This window comes from Arthrobacter sp. UNC362MFTsu5.1, from assembly GCF_000685965.1.
In the GTDB taxonomy this organism is placed as follows: Bacteria; Actinomycetota; Actinomycetes; order Actinomycetales; family Micrococcaceae; genus Arthrobacter.
Genome location: NZ_JMLE01000009.1, coordinates 153,249 through 171,265 on the forward strand (window position 1 = coordinate 153,249; position 18,017 = coordinate 171,265).

The window sequence follows — 18,017 nt, forward strand, 5'->3', positions numbered from 1 at the left end:
CAGGCTAACTGCCGGCCCCGCCCCGCGCCAGAACATGCCCGACGCCGGCCCGCGCCCCTGCGTCGAGGTCCAGCCTGCGGTCTGCCGGGTCGATGTCGTCGGGATTGTGGGTCACCAGGACCACGGTCCGCCCGGCGAGACCCCGCCGAAGGTCAGCAAGCATTTCCCGGCCGGCTTCGGCGTCCAAGTGCGCGGTGGGTTCGTCCAGCAGGATTACGTCCGCCCCGGTCATGAGGGTGCGGGCAACCGCGAGCCGCTGGCGTTCCCCGCCGCTGAGGAAAGCGCCGCCGGGTCCGATCCGGGTGTCGGCGCCGTCCTCCAGCCGGCGCAGCAGCGGCTCCAGCCCCACGGCTGCCAGGGCCTCAGCGATTTCCTGACCGGCGTCGCCGTCTTTGCCTTCCGGCCGGCCGAGCAGGAGGTTGCCGCGGATGGTGGAGTCGAAAAGGTGCGCTTCCTGCGGACACCAGGCGGCGCGTCCGGTGACGGCGATGCGGCCGGAGCGTGGCGGCAGGAACCCGAGCAGGACGGCCAGCAGGGTTGACTTTCCGGAGCCCGAAGTTCCGGTGACGGCGAGCCAGCGGCCGGGTTCCGCCGTCGCGGAAACAGCGCTGAAGACTTCCGGGCCCGCGGGCCAGGCGGCGGAGAGCGACTCAAGCTCGATGCCGGGCAGCGCGCCGGGGCGTTGGGCAACAGGTTCCAGTCCGGGTGTCCCGCCGTTCCGTCCAGCGGCTTCCGCAGCGGGTGTGACTCCGGCAGGAACGTCCGCGCCTTCGGCGTCGGAGGCCTCCAGAACGCCGGCCTCGCTGATCCGGTCCAGGACCAGTTGGAGCGCCGGGTACTGGCGTACCGCCGTCGTGATGGCGGCGTACGGATCCACCAGCGCCAGTTGCAGCAGGACCACGACGGCGGCCGTGGCCGGGGCAACGGATCCGCCCGTCACCTCGGGGCCGGCCAGCACGGCAGTGGCCAGGGCGGCGGTACCGCAGGCCAGGACGGTGAGCGCCTGGCCCAGCCCTTCGGCCCACGCGGACCGCTGCGAGGCGGCTGTTGCTTCCTTATCGGCAACGCCGATGGCGGACAGGACAGGTGCGGCAACACCGTTGGCGTGCAGTTCAGCCCGCGCGTCCAGCGCCGCGGCGATGTCCCGCAGGACCCCTGAGCGGAGCCGCTGTTCGGCCTGTGCGGACATCCTGTCTGCCAGGAGTGCCGCGGCCGGCGCGGCGACCAGGGAAACCACGGCAGCTGAGATGACCGCGGGCAGCGCCGCGGGCAGCAGGAGGGCTGTGGCCGCGACGGCGGATGCGCCTACGGCCACGGCGGTCACGGGCGGCAGGACCACCCGGGGCAGCAGGTCCCGGACCGTGTCGACGTCGTCAATCACCGTTCCCAGGACATTTCCGCCCTGCAGCAGCCGCCGCAGGGACAGGGCACGCCGGCTCAGGGAATCCCAGAGCCGGCCGCGCAGCCTGGTGAGCGAGGCGAAGACTGCATCATGCAGCAGGAGCCGTTCGGTGTAGCGCAGGACGGCCCTGCCGATGCCAAAGAACCGCACGCCCACGATGGCGGTCAGGAGGTAGAGGATGGGCGGCTGCTCGCTGGCACGGATGATGAGCCAGCCGGACAATCCTGCGAGGGCGACGCCGAACAGGGCCGCCAGCACCCCCACGACGCCGGCCGCGCCGAACTTGAGGGACTCCGGCCGCAGGAGCCTGAAGATCCGGGCGGAAGTGTTGTGCGTCCGGACCCCCGAGGGACCCTCGGCCCGGCCTCGGGTACCCGCTGCGGCGGCCCGCGTCGTCGCCTGCGTGGTCGCCGGTGCCGCGTCCGGAGCCGCATCAAGTCCCGCGTCCGGGGCCCGGAGAACCGTGGAAAGCCGTGACGGGGCGCCGTCTGCGGCCGGCCGTCGCAGCGCGGAACCGGCCGTGACAGGCACTACGTGGTCCGCCAGTTCCCTGGTGAGGCGGTCGTGGGCCACGAGCAGCACAGTGGCCCGGCCGCGAAGCTTCAGGATGGAGCCGTTGACCACGTTGGCGGATTCGCGGTCCAGATGCGCGGTGGGCTCATCCAGCAGCAGCAGGGTGGCACCGGCCTCGATCCTGGCCAGGCCGCGCGCCAGGGCAACCCTGCGGAGCTCCCCCGGGCTGAGCTCGGCGGGGTGTTTCGCAGCCAGGTGCCCGGCTCCCGCCGCCTCAAGGCAGGCCCTGGCCTTCTCGGTGGCGGCAGCGGCGGAGCCCGTGCCGGCAGCGCCGCCCGCCAGGTAGAGCGTCACCTCGGCCAGCACGCTGGCCTCCACCATGACGGGATGCTGCGGCACCCAGGCGACGTCCGCCGGCGAGAACCCGGAGATCCGGCCGTTCACCGCTGCACTGCCGCCGGTTCCGACGATTCCCGCCAGGACGCCCAGAATGGTGCTCTTGCCTGCCCCGCTGGCCCCATCGAGGGCAGTGATCAGCCCTGCGGGCGCGTCGAAGCTGAGCGGTCCGACGGCAGGTTCCAGCCGCCCGCCGTACGTGACCGTCAGGTTCCTGACGGTCAGCGCCGGAAGTCCCGAACCGCCGTCGGACGCTCCGTTCAGGGGATGCCGGCGGCCCTGCGGCCGTGAGCCATTCAGCGGAAGAGAACCGTTGTGCGGCTGCGAGCCGTCATTCTGGGGCTGCAGCGGCCGGACCTCCGGCGCATCCATGACCGCGGTGACCTCGGCCAGGGCGGCACGTCCGTCGTCGCTTGAGTGGTGGGCGGTGCCCAGTTCCCGCAACGGCAGATAGCAGTCGGGGGCCAGGATCAGGGCCAGCAGCCCGGCTTCGAGTGCCATGTCGCCGTGGACCAGGCGCACGCCGATGAAGACGGCCACTACGGCCACCGAAATCGTGGCGATGAGCTCGAGGGCGAGCGCGGAAAGGAAGGCTGTCCGCAGGGTGTCCATCGTCCGGGAGCGGTACTGCTCCGAAATGTCCTCGAGTGCCTTCCGCTGGGCGCTGGCCCGGCCCAGGCCCACCAGTACGGGCAGCCCTTTGGCCAGTTCCAGCATGTGGCCCGACAGCCGGGCCAAAGCCGTTTGCGCGGCGCGGACCCGGTCTTCGGTGTACCGGCCGATCAGCACCATGAACACCGGCACGAGCGGTACGGTCAGGACGACCACCACTGCACTGACCCAATCGGCGAACAGGATCCGGACTCCCAGCAGGAGCGGGATGGCGGCGCAGTTGACGAGGGCGGGCAGGAACTGCGTGTAATAGCTGTCCAGTGCGTCCAGGCCCCTGGTGGCGAGGATCGCCAAACCGCCGTCAGACGGGCCTGCCGCCCGTGTGCCGTTCCGCAGCGCGCGTTCGAGCAGTGCTGCACGCAGTTCCTCCTTGACCCCGAGGGCCGCCCGGCGCGAGGCCACCCCTTGCGCCCACACCGTCAGGGACCGGAGGACCACACCGGCCAGACCCCAGCCCAGCTGGTCCGCCCACGCCGGGTTCTGGGACACCAGCCCGGCCAGGACCGAGGCGACCGCCTGCGCCATCAGCACCAGGGACAATGCCTTGAGGGCGGCAAGGAAGCCCAGCCAATAAAGCGCGAGCCGGTTTGCGGGTCCGGCCGGGAACTGCGGTCTCATGGGGTCCTAGTCTTTGGGGGCCAGCGCCCTGGCGGCGATGGCGGGCAGGAAGCTGTGCGCTTCCGGAATGTGGGCGGCACTGACCCGGCGGCGGAACACCCAGTAGGTCCAGGCCTGGTAAGCGAGCACCAGCGGCAGTCCCACGCACGCCACGATGGTCATGAGCCCCAGGGTGTAGTCGGAGGATGAGGCATTGGAGATGGTCAGGTTGAAGTCCGGGTTGAGGGTGGAGGGAAGCACCACCGGGAAGGCTGCACCGAAGATCGACGCGCTGCCCAGGAGCAGGAACACCCCGAGCGACAGGAACGCCTTCCCTTCGAGTCCGTTCCGGCCGAACTGCCAGGCGAACACCGCGGCCACCACTGCCGCGGCAACCGCGGCGATGGTCCAGGCTTCGCCGCTGAGCAGCTGCACGCTGATGGCCCAGCCGGCGATGGGGAGCAGGAGGACCGGCAGGAGCCGGACGAACCAGTTCCGGGCGCGGTGCCGGACATCGCCGTCGGTCTTCAGGGCGAGGAACGCCAGCGCGTGCAGCAGAGAGAAGCACACAACGGCGAGCCCGCCCAGGACGGCGTAGCCGCTGAACCAGGCGAACGGTCCGCCCTCACGGTCGCCGTTGGCGTTGAGCGGAAGCCCGGTGGTGGTCAGTGCCAGCGCCGCGCCGACGCCGAAGGCCGCCACGAGGGATCCGGCCGCGATGGCCCAGTCCCACACCGCGCGCCAGCGGTCCGTGTCCACCTTGCCGCGGTATTCGAAGGCCACTGCGCGGAAGATGAGTGCCACGAGGACCAGCAGCAGCGGAAGGTACAGGGCGGAGAACAGGGAGGCGTACCAGAGCGGGAAGGCGGCAAACGTCGCTCCGCCGGCGGTCAGCAGCCAGACCTCATTGCCGTCCCAGACCGGGCCGATCGTGTTGAGCAGGACACGGCGTTCGGTGTTGTTGCGGGCGAAGAGCTTCATCAACATGCCGACGCCGAGGTCGAACCCTTCGAGAAAGAGGTATCCCGTCCACAACACCGCGATGGCGATGAACCAGATGGTGGGCAGCAGTTCCATGGTCGAATTTCCTCTGCGCTTAGTAGGCGAATGCCAGGACGTCGTCGGAGCCGCCGGGCTTGCCGGGGCCACCGGGGCCGGGTGTGGCGTCCTCGTTTTCACCGGCCGGTGCGTGGGCGAGTTCGGGCATTGCGGAAACCACGCCACCGCGGATGTACTTCACCAGCAGCTTCACTTCCACCACCAGCAGCACGGCGTACACGGCGGTCAGCACCACCAGGGAGGTGAGCAGTTCTCCTGCGGAAACGCCGGGTGAGACCGCAGCGGCGGTGAACATAAACACCTGGTCGATCCCGCTGGGGTCCGGGTTGGGTGCCACCACGAACGGCTGGCGGCCCATCTCGGTGAAGATCCAGCCGGCGGCGTTGGCGCCGAATGGGGCCATGATGCCGACGACGGCGAGCCGCATGAGTCCGCGGGAGGCCGGCACGGTGCCCTTGCGGGTGGCCCAGAGTGCCACGAGGGCGGCTAGGGCGGCGAGGCCGCCGAAGCCGATCATCATCCGGAAGCCCCAGTAGGTCACCTCCATGACGGGAACGTACTCGATTTCCTGCCCCGCACGGTCACCGTAGATGGGGTTGTCCGGGAGGTGCGTTCCGTAGTCGGCCTTGTACTGGTCCAGCAGGCTGTTGACGCCCTTCACCTCCGTGGTGAAGTCGCCCTTGGCCAGGAAGGACAGGATTCCGGGGACTTCGATGACCGCCACGATCTCGTCGCAGTTCTGTGAGCCGACGTTGCCGACGCTGAGGACGGAGAAGCCCGTGCCGTCGTGGCAGGCAGCCTCGGCCGCGGCCATCTTCATGGGCTGCTGTTCGAACATGAGCTTGCCCTGCAGGTCGCCGGTGAGCGCGGTTCCGGCGAAGGAAATCATGGCCACGACGGCGCCGATCCGGAGCGAGGTGATCCAGACCTTGTAGTCGGCCTTGTCGCGGCCGGGGATGTCGGCTTCGCCGGGGATGACCTTGCCGTCGGGGCCCACGGTGTCGATGCCGTCATGGCGGCGGCGCCACAGGTGGTACCAGGCGATGCCCAGCAGGAAGCCTCCGGCGACGGCCAGCGCGCCGAAGAGGGTGTGCGGGACTGCAACGAGGGCGGTGTTGTTGGTGAAGACGGCCCAGGCATCGGTCATGACCGGGCGCCCGTTGATCATTTCCACACCGACGGGATGCTGCATCCAGCTGTTCGCCACGATGATGAAGTACGCGGAGAACACCGAGCCGATCACGGCAATCCAGAGGCAGGCCAGGTGGACGCCCCTCTTGAGTTGCTTCCAGCCGAAGATCCACAGTCCCAGGAAGGTGGACTCCACGAAGAAGGCGAGGAGTGCTTCAAGCGCCAGCGGCGCCCCGAAAACGTCGCCCACGAAGCGGCTGTACTCGCTCCAGGCCATCCCGAACTGGAACTCCTGCACGATGCCGGTGGCGACGCCCATGATGAAGTTGATGAGGAACAGCTTCCCCCAGAACTTGGTCATGCGGAGGTATTCCGGTTTGCCGGTGCGGTACCAGACTGTCTGGATGACTGCCACCACGAGGCCCAGCCCGATGGTCAGCGGGACCATCATGAAGTGGTACACGGTGGTGATTCCGAATTGCCAGCGTGCGATTTCCAAAGCGTCCAAGGCAGTCCCTACTTTTGGCTAGGCTTTCATCAGTCCAAGTCTTCTACGCTGCGTAGAAGACTAACTTCTACAGAGTGTAGAACACTTTCGGCGAGCACTGTAACCAACAGTTCCACCGGCCGGACCCACTGGCAAGGGCGCGACGCGCCGATTGTTCTACCTCATGTAGAAAGAAACTGCAAAAAGAGGTAAATTTAGAACCTAAGTATTCAACCGCGCTCCGCGAAGGCCGCCCCGGCTTCGCGGATCGGAACTTTAAGAAGGATGTACGGAATGGCAAGTCTTGGTGAACTGGAACGGGCAGTGATGGATTTGCTCTGGGCAGGCCAGGAAGCGGCCACCGCCAACACCCTGCGGGACCTGCTGGCGCAGAGCACCCAGGCCCAGGGCGGCACGGCCGGCCACGAGGGCAAGGATCTGGCCGTAACCACCGTCCTGACCGTGCTTTCACGCCTGGAGAAGAAGGGGCTTGTGGAGCGCGAACGCGGCACCCGCCCGCACCGCTACCAGGCTGTTTCCAGCAGGGCGGACCACACGGCCGAACTCATGCACGAGGTCCTCGGCTCGGCGCCGGACCGCGAAGCCGTACTTGCCCGCTTTATTGGCTCCGTCACCGAAAGTGAAGCCGAAACACTGCGCAAACTGCTTGGCCACAACTAACAGCGCATGTTCTGGACCTCATATTTGCTGGCGGTCCTGGCGATAGTCCTGGCATGGCCGGTGCCTATCCTTCTTTCACGCGCGCAATGGCCGGCCCGGTCACCGTTCACGGCCATGCTGCTCTGGCAGGCAATCGCCCTTGCCGGCGGACTGTCCATGATCGGCGCCATGCTGGTCTACGGCCTCGAGCCGATCGGCGACAACCTCCTGGCCGGCCTGCGCGGCCTGGCCGGCATGGTCCTATTTAATGCCCCCACCACCGCGCTGGGTTTCTGGCATCTCTTCGCGTTGTCCGCGGCGGCGCTCCTCACGGCACACCTCGTCTTTACGCTGCTGCTGACCTACTACCGGATCGAGCGGCAGCGCCGGCGCCACCGCGAACTCCTTGCCCTGCTGGCGTCACCGTCGACGGACGGTCCGGGAACCGTGGTGATCAACCACGATTCGCCTGTTGCCTACTGCCTTCCGGGGGGCGCGCGGTCCGTCACGGTACTGAGCGACGGCCTGATGGCTGCGCTGGAGCCGGCAGAACTCCGCGCCGTGCTCATCCACGAAAACGCCCACCTGAGCCAGCGCCACCACCTCCTGTTGTGGGCATTCGCGGCCTGGCGCCAGGCCCTCCCCTGGCTGCCCACCACCCGCCTTGCCCAGGAATCCGTGAGCACCCTGATCGAAATGCTTGCCGACGACGTCGCCCTGAAGACCGAAAGCAAAGCCACACTTATCAAGGCCATCGCCATCGTTGCCAGCGGTCCCGCCGGCGTCCCCGGCGGCCGCGTGGCGTTTAACGGCGGCGACCTGCCGTCCGGCGAAGCCGGCGCGGCCGGCATCAGCACGGCCGGCATCAGCACAGCCGGCATCAGCACGGCTGGAATCAGCGCGGCCGGAATGGTCGACGCCGGTCTCCAGGGTTCGCCGGGCAGCGCGAGTTCGGCAGGCACCACCATGTCCCGGGTCCGCCGGCTGCTGTCCCCCCAGGAGCCGCTGCCGGCCCCGCAGAGGGCTTTGGTCCTTGCGGGCTGCCTGCTGCTGCTGGCGGTGCCCACCGCTTTGCTGATAGTCCCGGGGCTGCTCGGCTAACAGGCCAGGCGGCCGGGCGTTCCCCGGCCGCCGGCCTCAGGCGTCGATCCGCTCCCGGTCCAGGCTCGCAGCACCGGCGATGATGAAGTCCTTGCGCGGCGCGACGTCGGAGCCCATCAGCAGGTCGAAGGTCTCTTCAGCCTGCTTGGCGTTTTCGATCCCCACTTTGCGCAGGGTCCGGTGGCGCGGATCCATGGTGGTTTCCGCCAGCTGTTCCGCGTCCATTTCACCGAGGCCCTTGTAACGCTGGATGGGCTCCTTGTAGCGCTTGCCCTCCTTGGCCAGCCGCGCCAGCAGCACGTGGAGTTCAGCCTCGGAGTAGGTGTAGATCATCTCGTTGGCTTTCTGCCCGGCGTTGATCACCTCCACGCGGTGCAGCGGCGGCACTGCGGCGAACACCCGGCCCTCATCGATCATGGGCCGCATGTAGCGGAAGAAGAGCGTGAGCAGGAGTGTCCGGATGTGGGCGCCGTCCACGTCGGCGTCCGTCATCAGGATCACCTTGCCGTAACGTGCCGCCGTGATGTCGAAGCTGCGCCCGGACCCGGCGCCCACCACCTGGATGAGCGCGGCGCACTCGGCGTTGGACAGCATGTCCCCCACCGATGCCTTCTGAACGTTGAGGATCTTGCCGCGGATGGGCAGGAGCGCCTGGAAGTCCGAGGAGCGGGCCAGTTTGGCAGTACCCAGCGCGGAGTCTCCCTCCACGATGAACAGTTCCGAGCGGGCCACGTCATCCGTGCGGCAGTCCGCCAGTTTGGTGGGCATCGAGGATGTCTCCAGCGCGTTCTTGCGGCGCTGCGTCTCCTTGTGGACACGCGCGGAAATCCTGGACTTCATCTCGCTGACGATTTTTTCCAGGAGCAGCGCGGACTGCGCCTTGTCATTGCGGTTGGCGGAGGTCAGTTTGGCATTGATCTCCTTCTCCACCACGCGGGCCACGATGGCCCGGACCGCGGACGTGCCGAGGATTTCCTTGGTCTGGCCCTCGAACTGCGGCTCGGCCAGGCGCACCGTCAGCACCGCGGTCAGTCCCGCGAAGATGTCGTCCTTTTCGATCTTGTCGTTGCCGGCCTTGAGCTTGCGGGCATTTGTTTCCACGGCCTTACGGAACGTCTTCACCAGGGCCTGCTCGAAGCCGGACTGGTGCGTGCCGCCCTTGGGGGTGGAAATGATGTTCACAAAGCTGCGCACGGTGCTGTCGTACCCGATCCCCCACCGGAGCGCCACGTCCACTTCACAGTCGCGTTCCACCTCGGCCAACTGGCTGTGGCCCCGCTCGTCCAGGACAGGGACTGTTTCCTTGAACTTGCCCGAGCCGTGCAGCCGCCAGGTGTCCGTGACCGCAGGATCGGCAGCAAGGAAATCGACAAACTCGGAGATGCCGCCGTCGTGGTGGAAGACTTCCTCGTGGCCGGCGAGCTCGCCGGGAGTGCCCGGAAGCCTGCGCTGGTCCCGGACGGTCAGTTTCAGGCCCGGGATCAGGAAGGACGTCTGACGGGCCCGGGCGGCCAGTTCCTCGTAGGAGAACTTGGCGTCCGGGGTGAAGATCTGGCGGTCCGCCCAGTAGCGGATCCGGGTGCCGGTGACGCCGCGCTTGGCCTTGCCCACCACGTCAAGGACCGAGTCGTTGACGAACGGTTCGAACGTCGCCGCCGGATCGGGTTTGGTCCCCGGGTCCTTGAACCGCCCCGGTTCGCCCCGGCGGAAGGACATCTTGTACGTCTTGCCGCCGCGGTCCACCTCCACGTCCAGCCGCGAGGACAGCGCGTTGACCACCGAGGCACCGACGCCGTGCAGGCCGCCTGACGCCGTATAGGATCCGCCGCCGAACTTGCCGCCTGCGTGCAGTTTGGTAAAGACGACCTCGACGCCGGTCAGTCCGGTCTTGGGCTCAACGTCGATGGGGATGCCGCGGCCGTCATCATGAATCTCCACCGAGTTGTCGGCGTGGAGGATGATCTGGATGTCATGGCCGAAGCCGGCCAGTGCCTCGTCGACGGAGTTGTCGATGATTTCCCACAGGCAGTGCATCAGGCCGCGGGAGTCGGTGGAACCGATGTACATGCCCGGGCGCTTGCGGACGGCCTCGAGGCCTTCCAGTACAGACAGGTGCCGGGCAGTGTAATCAGAACTTGGTGCCACGGGTTGTGAACTCCTTCAGTGACGGAACAGCTAAGGCTTTTGACGCTCTTCCTAGGTTAGTCGGCCCGCGCCGGGACCCCTGCCAGCCACTCCAACATCGGCGTCATCCGGCAGTACCCGTTACGGAATGGTGATACGCGCACAGCGAAAGTGATCCATCCTTGTCATGGTTTTGCTACGAATGCTGGTTATATAGATGTACAGATCTACTAAGGAGGCCGAAATGACAACAGCAGTTGCGGACCGCACGCTCAACGCACTGGACCGGTGCGATCGTTGCGGAGCACAGGCGTACGTCCGGGTTGTTCTCGAGTCCTCCGGCGGGGAGCTGCTCTTCTGCGGCCACCACGCGCGGGCAGTCGAAGCGACGCTTAAGCCGCTGAGCTCCGACTGGCACGACGAGACGGGCCGGCTTCACGAGAAGCCGCCGGTATCGGTGGACTAGGCAACTCTCTGACAGCAACAGGGCTCCTCCGTTCGGAGGGGCCCTGTTCGTTTTGCCCAGGACCCGGACAAATCCACACATACGTGAGGCCCCGCCGGACGGCGGGGCCTCACGTATGTGTTTCTGCTGTTTAGTCCAGGTAGTCGCGCAGGACCTGGGACCGGGACGGGTGCCGCAGCTTGGACATCGTCTTCGATTCGATCTGGCGGATCCGCTCACGCGTGACGCCGTAGACCTTGCCGATTTCGTCTAAAGTCTTCGGCTGTCCGTCGGTGAGGCCGAACCGCATCGCCACAACGCCGGCTTCGCGCTCCGACAGGGTGTCCAGCACGGAGTGCAGCTGCTCCTGCAGCAACGTGAAGCTGACTGCGTCGGCGGGAACCACGGCTTCCGAGTCCTCGATGAGGTCACCGAACTCCGAGTCGCCGTCCTCACCCAGGGGCGTGTGCAGCGAGATCGGCTCGCGGCCGTACTTCTGGACTTCGACAACCTTCTCCGGTGTCATGTCCAGTTCGAGGGCCAGCTCCTCGGGCGTAGGTTCGCGCCCAAGGTCCTGCAGCATCTGACGCTGGACACGGGCCAGCTTGTTGATGACTTCCACCATGTGCACCGGGATGCGGATGGTGCGGGCCTGGTCGGCCATGGCACGCGTGATGGCCTGGCGGATCCACCAGGTGGCGTACGTGGAGAACTTGAAGCCCTTGGTGTAGTCGAACTTCTCGACCGCACGGATCAGGCCCAGGTTGCCCTCCTGGATGAGGTCCAGGAACAGCATGCCGCGGCCGGTGTAGCGCTTGGCGAGCGAAACAACGAGGCGGAGGTTGGCCTCCAGCAGGTGGTTCTTGGCGCGCTTGCCGTCGTGGATGACGAACTCGAGCTCGCGCTTGAGCTTCGGATCCATGGAACCGTCGTCCGCCGCGATCTTCTCTTCGGCGAACAGGCCCGCCTCGATGCGGAGGGCAAGGTCCACTTCCTGCTCGGCGTTCAGCAGGGCAACCTTGCCGATCTGCTTCAGGTAGTCCTTGACGGGGTCGGCCGTGGCGCCGGCCGACATGACCTGCTGGACCGGAGCATCGTCGTCATCGGCGTCGGAGTAGACAAAGCCAGTGCCGGTGGCGGCGGCACCGGTCTTGCTGGCGGCCTCTTCCTCGCTCAGCTCTGACGGATCCGGACTGACGTCGTCCAGATCTTCGTCCAGCTCGACGTCCTCTGCATCGTCGTCGGACTTTCCGGCAGCCTCGGCGGCAGCCTTGGCGCCGGGCTTGGGTCCGCGCTTCTTGGGCTCGGGCTTTGCCGGGGCGCCGCCTTCGGCGGCCGCAGCCTTATTGGCTGCGCGCGTGGCGGCACGCTTGGCGCTCGTCGCCGCCTTCTTCTCCTCAGGGGACAATTCGGCCTGGTCGGCGGGTTCCTTCTTGGCGGAAGACGGGGTCACAGAAAACCTTTCTAGCGGCGGTCTGTGGAATCACCATACGGGCAACACCACTATGACCCTGTCAAGTCCGTGATTCACATCAGGTGCGATCGCGGCCAGCAGAGCCATTAAGTAGAACTGCCGGAGCGGCCGTAATGTTCCCGTTTCCGGGCATCACTACATGCACTTGATTCACGGACCCAACCGGGTCTCGGCATCCATTGTCTCATGATTTTCCGAATCGGCCCCTCAGTGCCGCCGCCGGGGCCGAATGTTTCGGCGGACCGGCCTCTCTCCCCGCCCGGCGCATCAGTATGCGGTGCCGCCTTAGGCCGCATCCGTTTCAAACTTCTGCCAGGCCGCGTCACGGCGCCCGGCCCATCCGCACAGCGTCCCGCGGCCGACCAGTTCGGACAGCAGTTCCGCGAGCCGGTATCCGGGGTGCTCCGCGACGGCCCGGTCCAGCAGGGCATGGGCGAACGACCCCCTGCCGCGGCACCACTCAATCCAGGCCCGTCCCGTGAGCGATGCAGCGCCGCCTTCTCCCCCGCCGGCCGTGCCGAGCTGCTGCAGCACGCGCTCCAGTGCCCTCATCCGGTCCCAGCGGGGCGATGGCGGTGCCAGCCCCAGAAGCACCTCCCCGTACCCGGGAATCGGGAATGCCCCCTCGTCCGGCATGTCTTCCGCCGGTCCGGGTGCCGACCAAGCGCCAGGAGGAGGTGACACCACCCGCAGGCCTGCGTCCGGCGCGAAGATCCCGAAGTCCTCCGCGCCCTGTTCCGCGGCCGGCCGTCCCGCCGCGCTCATCACCAGCACGGCGTCCCGCCAATGGGGTATGCGCAGGGAAGCCCTGAGATACCCGGACAGCTCGGCCGGCAGGTGCCCCTGCCCTCCGTCGGCCAGCACGCACCCCCACACGTCCAGTATCTTGGCGAACTGGGCGCAACTCCCCCGGAGCGGAGCAAATTCAGTGGACCACTTTTGTTCGGATTCCAGCACGCACGCATCAGCCTCCGCGGCCGCGGGCAAGGCGCCCGCGGACGAGGGGTCCTCGCCCACGCTGCTCCCGCGGAACACCATCTCGGCGTTGAGCCGGCTGTCCCGGATCTCATCCACCGAGCGGCCGGGAAACGGGCAGCAGGCGGGATCGAAGCAGTACGCATTCCGCCAGAAGGACCCGCCGACGTACCAGGCGTCGCGGACCGGGAGCCCGGATACTTCCAGCTCGACCTCCAGAGCCGCCAGCAGCCTCGCCAGGGTCCCCTCCATCGGCGCCCCGGCGGGGACACCACCGGGCCATCCGCCCGACCCGCCCATCCATCCTTCCTCGCTGAAGAGCACCAGGAGGGCGCCGTCGGCGTCGTGGTCCGCGTCAAGGTAGTCCCTGACGGTACGGGCAAACCGAAGCAGCCCCGGATCCGAATCAAGGTCGGGGAGGTCGACGCGGAGGGTGGCACCCAGCCGCTTTCCCTGCATGGTCATGGCCACCAGGCTGTTGGCCGGCCAGTAGCCAAGGGAATGTGGAATGAAGCCCAGGATGTCCTCGGGGCAGGTGATGGTCAGTCGTTCTGGAGGTGTCATGTATCCAGACTGGAACGGCCGGCGTCCCGCGTTAATAGCTTTTCAGCGCTATGTGGAAACAGCCCTACTCGGCGCGGCGGCGTTCCAGGTTGCGGCGGCGCTGCTGCGCGAGGGCTTTAAGCAGCGGCGGAACCACGACGCCCTGGGCCGCCATCTGCCGCCGCACCTTGCGCCGGGTATAGATAATCGCCGCGGAACCGATTCCGATCAGCACGAACTGGACACTGAGTGCGATCCGGAACGGGTCGAGGCCGTAGAGCTCTCCCTGCGAGAACCCGGTGGCGTGGAGCACGTCCAGCACGACGCCTACGAGGTAAATGGCCACGAGCGCCGCAATGAAGCCGCCGACGTTGACGATTCCGGTGGCGGTTCCGATCCGGTGGGCAGGATTGAAGGTTCTTGCGAAGTCGAAGCCGATCATGGATCCCGGCCCTCCGATGGCCAGCACCACCACCAGCCCGGCGAGCATCCACAGCGGAGAACGGCCGGGCATGAGCAGCACGGCGGCCCAGGCCGCAGCCGTAGTGCCTGCGATGAGGAGCACCATGGTGGAGCGGCGGAGCGGGTGCCGGGAGACGAACCTGCCGATCAGCGGACCCGCTGCGATGGCAGCGGCGACGTAGATGGCCATCAGGCCGGACACGGTCCCGGCGCTAAGGCCCTGGGCGGAGATCAGGAACGGGTAGCCCCAGGTCATGGCGAACACCGTGCCGCTGAACTGGATGGTGAAGTGGCTCCAAAGCCCCAGCCGGGTGCCGGGCTGGCGCCAGGCGCGGGAGAGTGAAATGCCGGTGGCCTTGAGGCCCTGGCCTGTGTCCGGCCGGGGGTGCCCGGGCGGCTGGTCCTTCAGCACCGCCAGGACCAGGACGACGGCGAGCGCTGACATGGCTGCCAGCGTCAGGAATGCGGGGGTCCAGCCGGCCGAATGGAGGATCATCGCGAACGGGACCACACTGAAGAGCTGCCCGAGCTGGCCCGACATTCCTGTCAGCTGCGTGATGAGCGGCACCCTGGCCGGGGCGAACCACAGCGGGATCAACCGGATCACCGAAATGAACGTCATGGCGTCCCCGGCGCCCACCAGTACCCGTCCCAGCACGCCGCCCGGGATGTTGTCCGCGAAGGCCAGCTGAAGCTGGCCGAGTCCCATAAGGACGGCTCCCCCGGCGATCATGGTCCGTGACCCCAGCCGGTCGACAAGGACGCCGACCGGGATCTGCAGGCCGGCGTAGACCAGGAGCTGCAGCACGGTAAAGAAGGAGATCTCCGCTGCGGTGGCATGGAACCGCTCGGTTGCCTCCAGGCCCACGACGCCAAAGGATGTACGTTGGCTGACCGCAACCAGATACGCGAAAATTCCGACGGTCCAGATGAGCCAGGCGCGCGGTGCAGTCACGTCTCCATTATGCCCGCTGGCTGGATAAGTCCTATTTATTGACGGGGGCCTTCCCTGGTTTATTGACGGGGCTCTTCCCGGGCGAGATACGCCTCCACGGCAGCGCCGAGCGCGTCGGCGTTCGGCAGTTCGTCGTTTTCATCAGCCAGCAGTGAGCGGCGGACGGTGCCCTCAGCCTTCTCGTCATAGCGCGTCTCCAGGCGCGACACCACCTGCTGCACTTCTTCGGAGGCTTCCAGCTGCTCGGCGATCTGGCGCCCGACTTCGCGGCCGGCCTCCCGCAGGCGGTCAGTGGGAAGCATCAACGAGGTGGCCGCGCCAAGGTACTCAAGCCCGGCCACGGCCGCGTTGGGGTACTCGGCGTCCGCAAGGTAATGCGGCACGTGGATGACGTAGCCGGCAATATTGCGGCCGGCCTCGGTGAGGCGCAGCTCCAGGATGTGGCCCACCGCGGCGGGAACTTCCACTGTGGGCTTCCAGACGGAGATGCCCTCGATGAGTTCGGGTCGGTTGCCGTGGACCGTGACTCCCACCGGCCGGGTATGTGGAACGGGCATCGGGATGGAATGGATCCAGGTCACCAGGTTCACGTCGAGATGCTCCACGATCCGGACAACGGCCCGGGCGAACCGCTCCCACTGGAGATCGGGCTCGAAGCCGGCAAGGAACAGGAAGGGTTTGCCCAGTCCGTCCACCAGCCGGTACAGGGCGAGGCTGGGGGCCTGGTAGTCCTGGAGGTGATCCTCCACGAAGGTGACGTGCGGGCGGCGCGAGCGGTAGTCGATGAGCTGGTCGGCGTCGAAAACAGCCACCACCTCAGAGTCGAGGGTGTCCAGCAGTTCAGCAGTGATCTGCTTGACCACGTGGCCGGCGTCCGCGAATCCCGTGAAGCCCATCACCAGGTTGAGCCCGCGGAGGGCCGGGTCGTCGAACAGCTCGGCATTGCTCACAAAGAGAGCGTCGGGGTCCAGCAGGGAGCCGGAAATCCGTTCAAGCACGGCGTGTTCCTTTCGAGGTGGCGGCGGAGGCGGGGGTCGGCAGCGCTTTGGTGGGGTGGTCCGCACAGGTCCGCCGGATATTTTCTACAACGCACCGGCCGCCCGATGCATTCCGGGTCCGGCGCGCGCAGCGGCAATGTGCTGCAGGTCTCATCAAATTCAACGCGACCGGGACGGAGAGACTACGATCGGAACTGGCCCTACGGACGGCCTGGCAGACACCGGGTTGCGTCTCAAGCCGACGACGGCCTGTTCCATGGCGGGGCGCCCAACATGCGCATCCTGCCGAAAATCACAGAGAATTGAGGACTGATCCTCGTGGTCAAGAATACTGAAATCAAACTTAGCGTCATTGCGCGTGACGTTAAGAAGTCGCCCACGGACGCACTGGTCATTGGAGTGGCGCAGGGTCCCGACGGACCTGTACTGCTGGACAACCCGCTGACGGCCAAGTCCGCCGAGGCCATCGCGGAGTCCCTGAAGGTTCTTGGCCTCACCGGCGCGGCCGACCAGGTCCACAGGCTGCCCGGGCTTCCGGAAGCCGGCGCCGCCGTCCTGGTCCTGGCAGGGGTCGGCAAACCCGGCGCCGGAGGAAAGCTCGCCGAAGAGGCGCTGCGCCGCGCCGCCGGTTCCGCTGTCCGGCAGCTTGCCGGCCTCACCACCGTGACGCTGGCGCTCCCGACGGCGTCCCTCGCCGACGTCGCCGCCGTCGCCGAAGGCGCGGCCATGGGTTCGTACTCATTCACGGAATACCGTTCAGCTGCCAACGGCCGCAAGGACCCCGTGAAGAACGTCGTCATCTTCACGGACTTCGCCGCCGACAAGGACCTGCAGCCCCTGCTGGACCGTTCCGCCCTCATCGGGAAAGCAGTCAACGCGACCCGTTCGCTGGTGAACCAGCCCCCCAGCCACCTGTTCCCCGAGTCCTTTGCCGACGCCGCCAAGGAACTCTCCAAGGGCCTGCCGGTCAAGGTCACTGTGTGGGACGAAAAGCGCCTCGAAAAGGAGGGTTTCGGCGGGATCATGGGTGTCGGCAAGGGATCCACCCGGCAGCCCAGGCTGGTCAAGGTGGAATATGCCCCGTCCAAGGCCGCAGCCAAGATCGCGCTTGTGGGCAAGGGCATCACCTTCGACACCGGCGGAATTTCCATCAAGCCCGCCCTCGGCATGGGTGACATGAAGAGCGATATGGCCGGCGCCGCCGTCGTACTTAACACCGTGCTGGCAATCGCGGGCCTGGGCCTTCCCGTTAAGGTGACCGCATGGCTGTGCATTGCTGAAAACATGCCCTCCGGCGCGGCGCAGCGCCCGGCGGACGTCCTCACCATGTTCGGCGGGAAGACCGTCGAGGTCCTTAATACGGATGCCGAAGGCCGGCTGGTCATGGCCGACGGCATCGTGGCCGCCAGCCAGGAATACCCGGACGCCATCATCGACGTCGCCACCCTCACCGGTGCGCAGCTGATCGCGCTGGGCAACCGGACCGCGGGCGTCATGGGCTCGGACAGCGTCACGGGACCGCTCAAGGCCGCGGCGGACCGCGCCGGCGAGCTGGTGTGGCCGATGCCGTTGCCGGAAGAGCTCCGCGCCAGCATCGATTCCGAGGTGGCGGACCTGGCCAACATCGGTGAGCGCCACGGCGGCATGATGACCGCTGCCGTGTTCCTGCGTGAATTCGTCGGCAAGGGCAAGGACGGCGAGCAGATCCCGTGGGCCCACATCGATATCGCCGGCCCGTCCTTTAACAACGGCAGCCCGTACGGCTACACCCCCAAGCAGGGCACCGGCTGCACCGTGCGCACCCTGGTGGCCTACGTCGAGGACGTCCTGGCGGCCTCCGCGTAACGGGCTTCGCCTCACCGCCCTCCGCAGGGCCGGTGAGGCCGTTCGCGGCTTTGTGGCGGGTCATGATCCGTCCGCCACAAAGCCGCGTGACACTCGACACAAGCGCTCCACAAACGCCGTGACAAGGTGGAGCATGGATAAGTGGTTCGCTAAGGTGAACTGCGGTAGTCACAAATGC

At 67.1% G+C, this 18,017-nt stretch carries 12 protein-coding genes; 4 read left to right on the forward strand and 8 right to left on the reverse strand.

What is annotated here, in order from left to right:
• Positions 1 to 4: 4 nt before the first annotated feature.
• From cydD to BS38_RS0110975, 3 genes are read right to left on the reverse strand one after another with little or no spacing between them, the layout of a single operon-like run.
• Entirely contained in the window at positions 5 to 3,601 is a 3,597-nt protein-coding gene (gene cydD / locus BS38_RS0110965; RefSeq protein ID WP_028270838.1) for a thiol reductant ABC exporter subunit CydD, read from the reverse strand.
• Positions 3,602 to 3,607: 6 nt separating this feature from the next.
• Positions 3,608 to 4,657: a cytochrome d ubiquinol oxidase subunit II gene (gene cydB, locus BS38_RS0110970; RefSeq protein ID WP_028270839.1), complete on the reverse strand. Its 1,050-nt coding sequence runs from the start codon at positions 4,655 to 4,657 to the stop codon at positions 3,608 to 3,610.
• A gap of 19 nt (positions 4,658 to 4,676) precedes the next feature.
• Complete coding sequence (locus tag BS38_RS0110975) at positions 4,677 to 6,278, reverse strand: cytochrome ubiquinol oxidase subunit I (protein ID WP_028270840.1); 1,602 nt, start codon at positions 6,276 to 6,278, stop codon at positions 4,677 to 4,679.
• A gap of 273 nt (positions 6,279 to 6,551) precedes the next feature.
• On the opposite strand from BS38_RS0110975, the gene BS38_RS0110980 reads away from it, so the two are divergent.
• Together BS38_RS0110980 and BS38_RS0110985 are read left to right on the forward strand one after the other, a co-directional pair.
• Positions 6,552 to 6,938 carry a BlaI/MecI/CopY family transcriptional regulator gene (locus tag BS38_RS0110980; protein ID WP_028270841.1) on the forward strand — a complete coding sequence of 129 codons (387 nt, stop codon included), beginning with the start codon at positions 6,552 to 6,554 and terminating at the stop codon, positions 6,936 to 6,938.
• 6 nt (positions 6,939 to 6,944) lie between these two features.
• Positions 6,945 to 8,018 (forward strand): M56 family metallopeptidase, encoded by a 1,074-nt coding sequence (locus tag BS38_RS0110985; RefSeq protein ID WP_028270842.1) that lies wholly within the window; start codon positions 6,945 to 6,947, stop codon positions 8,016 to 8,018.
• A gap of 36 nt (positions 8,019 to 8,054) precedes the next feature.
• On the opposite strand, the gene BS38_RS0110990 is transcribed toward BS38_RS0110985, so the two are convergent.
• Positions 8,055 to 10,163, reverse strand: coding sequence for a DNA gyrase/topoisomerase IV subunit B (locus BS38_RS0110990; protein WP_028270843.1), 2,109 nt, complete (start codon positions 10,161 to 10,163; stop codon positions 8,055 to 8,057).
• A gap of 223 nt (positions 10,164 to 10,386) precedes the next feature.
• Here BS38_RS0110990 and BS38_RS0110995 point away from each other — a divergent pair, with 223 nt between their 5' ends.
• Entirely contained in the window at positions 10,387 to 10,608 is a 222-nt protein-coding gene (locus BS38_RS0110995) for a DUF7455 domain-containing protein (RefSeq protein WP_028270844.1), read from the forward strand.
• A gap of 130 nt (positions 10,609 to 10,738) precedes the next feature.
• Here BS38_RS0110995 and BS38_RS0111000 read toward each other — a convergent pair whose 3' ends face one another.
• From BS38_RS0111000 to BS38_RS0111015, 4 genes are all read right to left on the reverse strand, one after another.
• A complete protein-coding gene (locus BS38_RS0111000) occupies positions 10,739 to 12,040 on the reverse strand; it encodes an RNA polymerase sigma factor (protein ID WP_028270845.1) in 1,302 nt (433 codons plus the stop codon).
• Positions 12,041 to 12,346: 306 nt separating this feature from the next.
• Positions 12,347 to 13,600: a DUF4192 family protein gene (locus tag BS38_RS0111005; protein ID WP_028270846.1), complete on the reverse strand. Its 1,254-nt coding sequence runs from the start codon at positions 13,598 to 13,600 to the stop codon at positions 12,347 to 12,349.
• Positions 13,601 to 13,664: 64 nt separating this feature from the next.
• On the reverse strand, positions 13,665 to 14,996 hold the full coding sequence (locus BS38_RS0111010; protein WP_028270847.1) for an MFS transporter: 1,332 nt from the start codon (positions 14,994 to 14,996) through the stop codon (positions 13,665 to 13,667).
• A 59-nt stretch (positions 14,997 to 15,055) separates the two neighbouring features.
• The gene (locus tag BS38_RS0111015) at positions 15,056 to 15,994 is read right to left on the reverse strand and encodes a proteasome assembly chaperone family protein (RefSeq protein WP_028270848.1); all 939 of its coding nucleotides are present in this window, start codon (positions 15,992 to 15,994) and stop codon (positions 15,056 to 15,058) included.
• A 318-nt stretch (positions 15,995 to 16,312) separates the two neighbouring features.
• Here BS38_RS0111015 and BS38_RS0111020 point away from each other — a divergent pair, with 318 nt between their 5' ends.
• On the forward strand, positions 16,313 to 17,839 hold the full coding sequence (locus BS38_RS0111020; protein ID WP_028270849.1) for a leucyl aminopeptidase: 1,527 nt from the start codon (positions 16,313 to 16,315) through the stop codon (positions 17,837 to 17,839).
• Positions 17,840 to 18,017 lie beyond the last annotated feature (178 nt).